Genomic DNA, 9,660 nt, shown 5'->3' on the forward strand with positions numbered 1-9,660 from the left:
TCTCACAATTTTCTCGTCTCTCTACCCCGCAGCCGTTGCCTGGACGTACACTTAAAAGGGGGTCTGTATGGACCTTTCTCTGATCGTCGCACTCGCAGTCGCTGCCTTCCTGTTGTTTCTCACCATCAAGATCGTCCCGGAGTACCAACGCCTGGTCGTGCTCCGTCTTGGCAAAGTGTTGCCAATGCCCAAAGGGCCCGGTCTGGTCCTGATCCTGCCGTTCATCGACCGGCCAATGCGGGTGGACCTGCGAGAGACCTATCTCGAAGTACCGCACCAAACCTGCATCACCAAAGACAATGCTCCGATCTCGATCGATTTTCTCATCTACTCCCGTGTCCTCGACCCGACCGCCAGCGTCGTAAAGGTTCAGGACTTTGCTGGGGCGTCACAGGGTATTGCCACCACCACATTGCGGGCTGTCGTGGGCGACATCCCACTGGACGACGTGCTGGCCAAGCGTGACCAGATTAATCATCTCTTACAGGCCAAAATGGATGAAGTTACGCAACGATGGGGTGTCAAGATCACCACGGTCGAGATTCGAGAGATCACTCCTCCTCAAGAGGTACAGGAGGCGATGACACGCCAGATGTCGGCCGAACGAAGCCGGCGAGCGACCGTCACAGAGGCGGAAGGTAAGAAACAAGCGGCCGTTGCCGTAGCAGAGGGTGAAAAGCAGGCGGCAATTCTCAGTGCCGAAGGCGACCGGCAGGCCAAAATCCTGCGTGCGGAGGGGTTCGCGCTCGCGCTCGGGAAGATCTTTGAAGTGGCCAAGAGCGTGGATGCCAAGACCATGAGTCTGCAATATTTGGAAACGTTGAAGGTGATGGGGGCGAGTCCAGCCACGAAATTTATTCTGCCCATGGAGTTCAGTTCGTTGTTGTCTGGTTTGTTGGCAGACAGCAAGCTGGCGTTCAAGAAAGAGTAAGAGGAAAATCGCCTCATCCAGGGCAATCCGCGGCTTCGGCAGGAGAGGAGCGCGGCTTATCAGGTTCCCCGTATTCTCGCAACGCGTATCTTACGGATGGTCTTTGTCGTCGATCGCACGTCACTCTGGGAGAAACAGAGCGGATAGCTGACGGTGAATCGCTAACGGATTCGCGGGAAGAGCCTGGCAGCAGAAATCTCATGCATCAGAGTCGGTCAGCGGAAAGGTTTGCTCACAAATTCGTGTAAACAGACTCGCATCGAGCGGTTTCGTGACGTAGTGCTTGACTCCCAGCTTCAGCGCCTGTTCACGAACCCTGTGATCCGGGTCGGCAGTCATCATCACAACAGGCACATGCTTGTGTTGAATCTGGAGCTCACGAAGCACCTGAATCCCGTCCATGATGGGCATATGCATGTCCAGCAGCACGCCGCCGATCGGAGCCTGCTTTGCCTCAAGCGTCATCAATGCCAAGCCCGTCCTCCCGTCGTGAGCGACAATGACGGAGTAGCCCATCGCCTGGAGTCGATCTTTTAAGGCTACACAGAGAGAGGGATTGTCATCGATGATCAGAATCCGTCGTCCCATGTGATTCTCCTACCAGGATTGGCGAAGGTTTTGCGGTCTCCAAGGTATAGGTGAAACCTTCCTGACGAAGAATGATGTCTCCGGCCCGGCTCAAGGCAATGATGGCGAGAAAGAGCTGACTCCAGCTTAGGTTAGGAGCTCGTGCTACAAGCTCCTCAACCGTCAATTTACTCGAAGACCGAAGGAGTTCCATGATCGAGGATTCCTGTCCCGCATGCTCAATAGGATGAGTACTCGTGTGAGTCTCTGTCGGCATGGGGTCCTCCCTTCTTCGCTTACGCTCTCTGACCGGCAGCAGAACGGGTACCGGTCGTTCCGTGCGTTATAGTTCTATCTTCCGCGGGCACGGCGATTGGCCGTAATCACGGGATCGATGATCGCGCCACATTGCACACAGCTCCATGCGAGAGCTGTTGGTGTGCCCGTCGTCCAACCCCAGTCCTCATACATGACCTGAATGAGAAACCCCTGACAGCGCGGACAGTGAGCCGGCGAAACATCGGTCGCTTCACTCTCCGTGCAAGTGAGGTCAACCGTTCGTTCAGTACGATCACTCACCTGGATTGTTCCAGGACGGAAATCATTGCGTCGCCTCGCACGAGAGGATCAAGGACAATGAGCGTACCCCTCATCAGGGGATGCAACTCGCAGTGATAGGCATAGCGTCCCGGTGGCAGCGGAGCGATGAGAAAGCTGCTATCCGGCGGGACCGCGATCGATTGAAAGGCGCAGGTTTCATCCGTCACACACCCGTCATGGCGGACGCTGTGATGAGAAGCTGTGGCATTGATCCACCGAACAGGCGTGCCCGCCGACACGACGGCGACACGAGGTTGATAGTAGGGCGAGGTCGTTTCGAACAAAATCTCGACCGGAGTTGGCGCCGCACCGACAGTCGCTACGATGACGGTCATGAGCATGACTGCGCAGAACAGAAAAAGCGCGATCACGAGTCGGGTCCTGAGTGGACAGGGTTGGCTCATAACATCCCTCCTTTCGACGGCGGATCCCACGTCGATCTGGCTCGCGAACAGGATACCGCTGGAGGGAATAAGGACTCGATACCTGAAAGAGTGGCATCGCATAAAGAATGTATAAAGATCGACCGTATGAGGGCTCTTGCGCAGACGGAAGAGAAGAACGATCAGGGGCTGAAGACAGAGCGGAGCTTAGGCGACCGACGGAGCATCGCCTTCGAGGCAGAAGCGATACCCGACGCCGGGATCGGTCAGGATGAACCGAGGGCGAGTCGGGTCCTTTTCGAGTTTTTTCCTCAGTTGGCCGATGAAGACGCGCAGATATTGGGCCTGGTCCATGTACGCCTGCCCCCACACCTCCTGCAGCAGCATCCGGTGCGTGAGCACCTTGCCGGCATGTTCGATCATATATTTGAGCAGGTCATACTCGGTTGGGGTCAGTTTGACCGGCTTGTGATCCAGCGTGACCTCACGCCGGTCAAAATTCACGCAGAGGCCGCCCGCGACGAATTCCGGTTGCGAGCTATGGGCGCCGGCCGCTCTCCGCAACAAGGAACGCATGCGGGCCAGCAGTTCATCCATGCCGAAGGGTTTTGTCATGTAATCGTCCGCGCCCAGTTCGAGCGCTTCGACCTTCCGGGACTCCTCGCCCATTGCCGAGAGCACAATGATCGGCACCGTCGAGGATTCGCGAATTCGGCGCACCACCGCGACTCCGCCCATCCCTGGCATGATGAGGTCAAGAATGACGACATCGGGACGCCGGTTGCGGAAGGAATTCAGCGCACCTTCACCTGACTCCACCGTTTCGACCGCGTAACCGCTGCGTTCCAGATTCACTTGGAGGGATCGCCTGATCTGCGGTTCATCGTCCACGACGAGAATGCGGGCGCCCTGTGTCACGATGCCCTCTGAACAACGTGAGGCTCGGAGGTCGCTTGGTCTCCGTCAGATGGCGAGACGGCCACCGGGATCCGAAACACAATGGTCGTCTCTTTACTGGGAATCGACTCCGCAAGAATAGAACCGCCGTGAGCTTCGACGATGCCCTTGCATATTGCCAACCCAAGCCCGGTGCCGGGAGAGCCGGACGAGCGTCCGGACTGGACGCGGTAGAACCGGTCGAAGATCCGGTCCAGCTCGTGGGGGGGGATCCCTTCGCCGATATTCGTCACGCGCACTTCGAGAAAGTTTCCCGCCAGGGCGGCGGTGAGCCGGATCGGGGACTGTGCCGGAGAAAACTTAATCGCGTTGTCCAGGAGATTCACGAACACCTGCTGAAGTTGCATCCCGTCGACAGAGATCGGGGGAAGATCCTGAGCCAGGTGGACGTGAAGTTCACGGCCCGCCAGTAACGGGTCGATGCGGCGGATCGCGCCTTCCACCAATTCCTCCAAGATCTGCCACTCCCGGCGGGGTGTGAGCGTCCCCGCCTCAAGACGTGACATGTCTAGGAGATTGCCGACCAGGTTGTTCAAATAATCCAACTCACGATCGATACCAGTGAGAAACTCGTGGCGAACGGACGACGGTAGCGACTCTCTGTCGTGTTGAAGGCTGAACAACATCGTTTTGATCGCCGTCAGCGGTGTCCGAAGCTCATGCGAGACGGAAGACAGCAACGAAGATTTGACGGCGTCGCGCTGGCGCAAGGCTTGGACGGTCATTGCCTGACTCTGTTTCAGTGCCTGCTCCGCTCGCAGAAAGCGCCAGGTGCCCAACGTCGCCACTACCAACACCACCAAGACCACCGCTAGTTCCCAACGAATGAGCGTCTGGACGTTGTTCTCCGAATGCTTGGTCAAGAGCATCACGACATCGTTGGCGGTCGTCAACAACGCAGTGTTGTCGCTGAGCAGTTCATCGCGCGCCGTGCTGCTCTCGATGCCGGTCCGTGCACGCAGAAGGAAGGCATCGGCTTGGGCAAACAACAATTCCATGAGCCGTTGCTGCTCGAGCAGCGCCTGTCGAATCTCGTCGGTCGGAGCTGCTGGAACTGCAACGGTCCCGCGATGATCGGCTTCGGCAACCGTCGTACCACCCTGGATCAGTGTCTGCACGCGTTCCTTCAGAGCAGCGCGAGTTTGCTGGTACTGAGCGTCGACTCCTTGCGAGGCGAGGAGGATCTCTTTCACATGACGCTCGAGCAACATGCGTTGCCGGCCGGCGAGGTCGATGACGACCGCATCGGATTCACGACTATGGATGACAGTGAGAGTGAGGGGGACGATGGCGAGAGCAGTAATGATCAGAAGGCCGAGGATGCCTACAACGGTCCAACTGATATCGTGCGATCTCACAGACGGGGAGGGTGTGGCGGCAGCCATCGTGGTCTCCAGTCGTTCCCATCATATCAACGAGGCGCCGGAGAACTCCAGGCAAGAGCAGCGATGGGTAGGCTAACGGTCTTTAATGTGCGCGGAACGCGGGCTATACAAGATGCTCGTTGTGAAGAGCTAGCGATGTCCACCACCGCCGGAGTGACCGCCCCCGCCAAAATGTCCTCCCCCCCCGAAGTGTCCTCCCCCACCGAAATGCCCTCCTCCCATGCCGCCATAGTGTCGTGACCCCATTGATGGCGCATACTGGGGGACTGAATAGGGCGCACGAAGGACGGGAGGATTTGGCTGCGCCACATGGGGCGGATGGACCTGCTGCAATGTAGGAGGGAGAGGGCTTGAGAACTGCGGCGGCACGGCCATTGGTGCCCTCATCGCATTGGCGCTGGTTGCGGCATTCGCCGATCCCGGGAGCAGCGTCTGCGAGGGTGGTGGGGCAAGACGACTCGAGGCCGGCGGTGGGACCAGCAAGGAAGGATGTTGCGTCACCGGCGGAGAAATTCCAGCTGGGGGCGGGGGTGGCAAAGTGCCGGTTTGCGTCGTCACGACCTGCTGCACGATGGGAATATGGCGATTCCGTGGGTAGAGCTGTCGCGCCTGGAGCAGCAATCCGTGGACTTGCTGCACGCCGATCCACGGATAAGGATAGACGATCGGCGTCACATAAACCCAGTCGGTCCAAGCTTGAGAGACAAGCGCATTCGCTTGCAATTGGTTGAGCACGTCCTGACGTTGTTGACTGAGAGCTTGTACCTGTTCGGGCGACACGGCGGAGGCTAAGGCCTGGTTGGCGGCATCGAGCTGTTGGTGCAATTGATCCGTTTCTGCACGGAGCGCAATCAGCTCATTCTTCGCACTCTCGTTTTCTCGAAGCGCCGTGATCGCCTGCGCGACTTCATTCGGGTCGACCTGCGCAGTGAGATCGGCGTGAATCACGACCGTTTCTCCCTCGAGCCTGGTGCTGATCTTCTGATCCAAGACCATCACAACGCCGGCCGTGTAGGTCCGGATGTCATCTCTCGTGACATCCATGTTCTGAACCTCGGTCACGCTCTCCAGATATGTCGCGACCTGCTCGAGGGCCTGTCGTTTGGCGGCTTCGACGGCCATCCGAACCGCATCGGCCCGCGTGTCGTGATCCCCCATGCGGTATTCACCGCTTGCGGTCACGACCCGAACGTTCGCAGAAGGACTGTGTTGTCCTCCTGGCAAGGGTGGAGAAGGCGTGGATGATTCAAGGTCGAGAGGCACGGCCCGGCTACGATATTTCTCCGGGATCATGTCTAAGTCGGTGGTGAAGGTGGGCGTGCCGGAGTCGTCCGTGTAGGTATAGATAGAACTGGTCGCGGAGCTCGAAGACACACCGGCAAGGGGAAGACAGAGCCCCAGGAGGAGCATCACCGAGAATGGGAACCCCCTGCGAGCGAACAACATCGAGGCCCTCCCCCTGTAATTCCTGTATTCAGCTTACCATATCGGTGTCCAATATCCGCCGGTGGTTCGTCGACAGCAAATCATTCATAAGTCTACGTAAGTTTTGTTAGTTCGTCTGGCTCCGGCTCTTGGTCTAACACATTGGAGGAACAATGCTCGTGCTGATAGACCCATCCGGTCGGCGTTTTGTAGAAGATGGCTGTGCAGAGGGCCTCATCCTCCGTGGTGCGCCCAAGTCGAACGACGGTCACTCGATCCTGATAAGTGGCCCAGGCCAACGTACGATCCAATTGATGCACGGTGAGGTTGGTAATCTGTTCAATGATCACGACCGGCCCGCGTGTAAGATCCTGTTCAAGGTCAGCCAACATGCGTTCAATGTCTTGGTAAGACCGTGCCCCCATGTCGTCAAAAAATGAATAGTCCGGTGCGAAATATTTCATCACTGAATGGCGGTCCCGCGTGTGCGGGAAGGCCATATAGGCCTCCGCTGCTTCTCTGATCACTCGTTGTACTTCTAGGTCTTCCGAGGCCGGCCACGCAGGAGAGGCTGCCCAAGCAGCACAGACAATGGAGAGCCAAATCTGTAAGGTTGATCTCACGCAATGCCTCCGCCACAGAAACAGCCAATCGGCGCACTCGCTTTATAAAGCCGCCGCCACATTACCTGCCTGTGTCGGAGCCCGATCCGGGCGACGGAGGAGCCACTGCTCTCGATAAGTGCGCAGCCTGGCAGACGAGCGTGATCAACCGATCGGCATCAAACGGCTTCCGGATATACGCAAACGCAAGACGTGCTGCGGCTATTTCCCCGGGAACGTCCAGTGCCGCCGACATCATAATAACCGGCGTCTCCGGCCAGGAGAGTTGACATTGCCGGAGGAGAGCGAGTCCGTTGAGACGGGGCATCTGGTAGTCGGTCACCACCACATGGAAATGACGCTGCCGCAATTCCGCCAAGGCGTGAAGACCGTCACAGGCCTGAGCCACGGCAAAGCCGGCCTGTTCTAGCCGATCGGTAATGATTTGCCGCACGTCCTCATCGTCGTCGACGATCAACACCTGCGCTCCATTTCCTGTCAGACCATTCATGCGACGGCCTATCGCAAAGGCATAGACGTACGACGAGTATCGTGAGGGAAACTCCTGGAACCGAGCCTCCACCCTGATATAAGTCGGAAGGGTTCGTAGAAAGGTTACAGGTGACCTGTCTCATGCTCTTTCCCCAAGAAGCAGGGCCGTTCTTTCCTGATGCGGGGCCGGACAAGGGCCTGCTAGGATGCCTCCGCGATGATTCCAGCATCCGTGTCGCCGCAGCCACGGCAGGCCGCCGTCCTTTTCATCCTCATCACCGTCATGCTCGACGTGCTGTCGTTCGGCATCATCATTCCGGTGCTGCCGAAACTCGTCGAACATTTCACGTCCGGCGATACGGCACAGGCCGCCGAAATCTACGGATTAATGGGCACAGCCTGGGCGCTCATGCAGTTTGTCTGTTCGCCCATTCAAGGCGCTCTCTCAGACCGATTCGGGCGGAGGCCGATCGTCCTGCTGTCCAATCTGGGACTGGGCCTCGACTATATCGTCATGGCATTGGCTCCGAACGTTACCTGGCTGTTCGTGGGCCGGGCTATTTCCGGCATGGCGTCGTCCAGCTTCAGTACGGCCGGCGCCTATATCGCGGACGTCACGCCGGTCGAACAGCGTGCGGCCGCGTTCGGTAAGATGGGTGTGGCCTTCGGCTTGGGCTTTGTCCTCGGTCCTGCCGTCGGAGGGTTGCTGGGTGCGACCGACCCGCGTCTGCCGTTCTGGGGAGCGGCGGCATCGAGTCTTGTGAATGCCTGCTACGGCTTCTTTGTTCTGCCGGAATCCTTGACACGCGAAAACCGCATGGCGTTCGTGTGGAAGCGCGCCAATCCCGTCGGTTCGCTCGTCCTCTTGCGCTCGCACCATGAATTGTTCGGCCTCGCGTCGGCCAATTTTCTGATGAACCTCGCGCACGTCGTGTTGCCGAGCGTGGCGGTGTTGTACCTGGGCTATCGATATGGCTGGGGAACCGCTGCTGTGGGTCTCACACTGGCGGCAGTCGGAGTCTGTGCCATGATCGTGCAGGGTGGGTTGGTCAAGCCGATCACACTGAGATTCGGCGAGCGGCGAACTGTCGCCATGGGGTTGTTTTCTGGTGCCATGGGATTCTCCGTCTACGGTCTGGCGCCAACCGGATGGCTGTACTGCTTCGGAATTCCGATCATGGCCTTCTGGGGCCTCGCTAGTCCGGCCATGCAGGCGTTGATGACCCGCCGGGTGCGTGCGTCCGAGCAGGGTCAACTCCAAGGGGCCATCGCCAGCCTCACCGGCATTGCCGGTCTCGTCGGACCGAGCATCTTCACGCAAACCTTCGCACACTTCATTGGTCCACAAGCCGGGTGGCACCTCCCCGGCGCGCCCTATCTGCTCGCATCCATACTATTGTTACTGGGTATGACGATCGCCTGGCGATCAACGAGGGCGTAGATGGGGGAGGTAATCACGAGGAGGAAATTGAGTCAGTGACGAGACTGCACGAGATGGAAGAACACCTAGTACTGTACCGGACTTGATTCAGTTATGAATCCTATCTGATTACCCTCTCTGTTCGAGCCTTCAGTTTGTGTTGAACCAGAATATTCCTCCCTCCAACTAGAATCACCATTGAAAATGCCGTGTTGGACAGGGTTGCCGGTGTGACTTCTCGATCGAATCTCCATCGGCATACGACTTGCGCTTGGTGGTAGTAGCAACAACCGACTGATTCATGAGGTTGACCATGTGTCGATGGAAACAGACATTCGTTTCGATCATGGTGGGTCTTTCGTCACTCTTCCTATTGAGTTGCGGAGGGGGAGGGGGTGGCGGCGGTGGAACATCTACTCCTCCACAAGCGAATCCTTGTGGAAGCGTTGTCGATATCTCACCTGCCAGTTCAACGAATGGAGCCCTGACAACTACTGATTGCACGATTGAAGCACTCTTCCCTGGCTCTGGCGACCAGAGCTATGTCGACCAATACCGTGTCACACTACCGTCTAGAGGCAGACTCACGATCCATATGGACTCGAACCAGTTCGACACCTTCCTTGTATTGCTACAGTCTCCGCTGCAATTACCCGAGATCGCCATGGATGACGACGGTGGTGGAGGTGACCTGCCCCCTGTAGTTGTACCACTTGCAATGTGACTCACGCGCACCGTGGCGCGATGGCTTCCGGTACCGGCGGACGATAGCCCAGGGCGCTGTGGGGCCGAATCCGGTTGTAGGTCTGCCGCCAGCACTCCACGAGCACCTTCACCTCCCAGAGTGTATCAAACAGTTCCCGATCCAACAGTTCATCCCGTAGTTTGTTCGGTGATG

12 protein-coding genes are annotated in these 9,660 nt (G+C 57.9%); 2 read left to right on the forward strand and 10 right to left on the reverse strand.

The genetic code is table 11. The features are described from left to right. The first annotated feature begins 67 nt into the window (after window positions 1–67). Window positions 68–931, forward strand: a complete 864-nt coding sequence (locus tag VEI50_11400) for an SPFH domain-containing protein (GenBank protein HXX75727.1) — start codon at window positions 68–70, stop codon at window positions 929–931. Between the two features lie 198 nt (window positions 932–1,129). Here VEI50_11400 and VEI50_11405 read toward each other — a convergent pair whose 3' ends face one another. The 8 genes from VEI50_11405 to VEI50_11440 form a co-directional block, all read right to left on the reverse strand. Further along, window positions 1,130–1,519, reverse strand: a complete 390-nt coding sequence (locus VEI50_11405) for a response regulator (protein ID HXX75728.1) — start codon at window positions 1,517–1,519, stop codon at window positions 1,130–1,132. Further along, a complete protein-coding gene (locus tag VEI50_11410; GenBank protein HXX75729.1) occupies window positions 1,491–1,775 on the reverse strand; it encodes a hypothetical protein in 285 nt (94 codons plus the stop codon). The genes VEI50_11405 and VEI50_11410 overlap by 29 nt, the downstream gene beginning before the upstream one ends. A gap of 298 nt (window positions 1,776–2,073) precedes the next feature. Next, window positions 2,074–2,502, reverse strand: a complete 429-nt coding sequence (locus VEI50_11415; GenBank protein ID HXX75730.1) for a cupredoxin domain-containing protein — start codon at window positions 2,500–2,502, stop codon at window positions 2,074–2,076. A 186-nt stretch (window positions 2,503–2,688) separates the two neighbouring features. Next, window positions 2,689–3,399 (reverse strand): response regulator transcription factor, encoded by a 711-nt coding sequence (locus VEI50_11420; GenBank protein ID HXX75731.1) that lies wholly within the window; start codon window positions 3,397–3,399, stop codon window positions 2,689–2,691. Then, on the reverse strand, window positions 3,396–4,823 hold the full coding sequence (locus tag VEI50_11425) for an ATP-binding protein (protein ID HXX75732.1): 1,428 nt from the start codon (window positions 4,821–4,823) through the stop codon (window positions 3,396–3,398). Before VEI50_11425 ends, VEI50_11420 begins: the two co-directional genes overlap by 4 nt. Window positions 4,824–4,952: 129 nt before the next feature. Next, a complete protein-coding gene (locus VEI50_11430) occupies window positions 4,953–6,269 on the reverse strand; it encodes a hypothetical protein (protein ID HXX75733.1) in 1,317 nt (438 codons plus the stop codon). 92 nt (window positions 6,270–6,361) lie between these two features. Continuing rightward, window positions 6,362–6,871, reverse strand: a complete 510-nt coding sequence (locus VEI50_11435; GenBank protein ID HXX75734.1) for a nuclear transport factor 2 family protein — start codon at window positions 6,869–6,871, stop codon at window positions 6,362–6,364. Between the two features lie 61 nt (window positions 6,872–6,932). Next, window positions 6,933–7,361 (reverse strand): response regulator, encoded by a 429-nt coding sequence (locus VEI50_11440; protein ID HXX75735.1) that lies wholly within the window; start codon window positions 7,359–7,361, stop codon window positions 6,933–6,935. 198 nt (window positions 7,362–7,559) lie between these two features. Between VEI50_11440 and VEI50_11445 the strand changes: the two genes are divergently transcribed. Next, window positions 7,560–8,783 carry a TCR/Tet family MFS transporter gene (locus tag VEI50_11445; protein ID HXX75736.1) on the forward strand — a complete coding sequence of 408 codons (1,224 nt, stop codon included), beginning with the start codon at window positions 7,560–7,562 and terminating at the stop codon, window positions 8,781–8,783. Window positions 8,784–8,954: 171 nt separating this feature from the next. Here VEI50_11445 and VEI50_11450 read toward each other — a convergent pair whose 3' ends face one another. Continuing rightward, window positions 8,955–9,110 carry a hypothetical protein gene (locus VEI50_11450; protein ID HXX75737.1) on the reverse strand — a complete coding sequence of 52 codons (156 nt, stop codon included), beginning with the start codon at window positions 9,108–9,110 and terminating at the stop codon, window positions 8,955–8,957. Window positions 9,111–9,487: 377 nt separating this feature from the next. Further along, window positions 9,488–9,660: integrase core domain-containing protein (locus VEI50_11455; GenBank protein HXX75738.1), on the reverse strand; the 173-nt coding region annotated here is incomplete at its 5' end.

The organism is Nitrospiraceae bacterium, from assembly GCA_035623075.1.
GTDB lineage: Bacteria > Nitrospirota > Nitrospiria > Nitrospirales > Nitrospiraceae > DASPUC01.

Coding starts and splice junctions, on each gene's coding strand:
- VEI50_11415 (HXX75730.1), bottom strand. CDS start 2,502: ATGAGCCAACCCTGTCCACTCAGGACCCGACTCGTGATCGCGCTTTTT.
- VEI50_11400 (HXX75727.1), top strand. CDS start 68: ATGGACCTTTCTCTGATCGTCGCACTCGCAGTCGCTGCCTTCCTGTTG.
- VEI50_11440 (HXX75735.1), bottom strand. CDS start 7,361: ATGAATGGTCTGACAGGAAATGGAGCGCAGGTGTTGATCGTCGACGAC.
- VEI50_11430 (HXX75733.1), bottom strand. CDS start 6,269: ATGTTGTTCGCTCGCAGGGGGTTCCCATTCTCGGTGATGCTCCTCCTG.
- VEI50_11425 (HXX75732.1), bottom strand. CDS start 4,823: ATGGCTGCCGCCACACCCTCCCCGTCTGTGAGATCGCACGATATCAGT.
- VEI50_11410 (HXX75729.1), bottom strand. CDS start 1,775: ATGCCGACAGAGACTCACACGAGTACTCATCCTATTGAGCATGCGGGA.
- VEI50_11450 (HXX75737.1), bottom strand. CDS start 9,110: ATGATCGAAACGAATGTCTGTTTCCATCGACACATGGTCAACCTCATG.
- VEI50_11405 (HXX75728.1), bottom strand. CDS start 1,519: ATGGGACGACGGATTCTGATCATCGATGACAATCCCTCTCTCTGTGTA.
- VEI50_11445 (HXX75736.1), top strand. CDS start 7,560: ATGATTCCAGCATCCGTGTCGCCGCAGCCACGGCAGGCCGCCGTCCTT.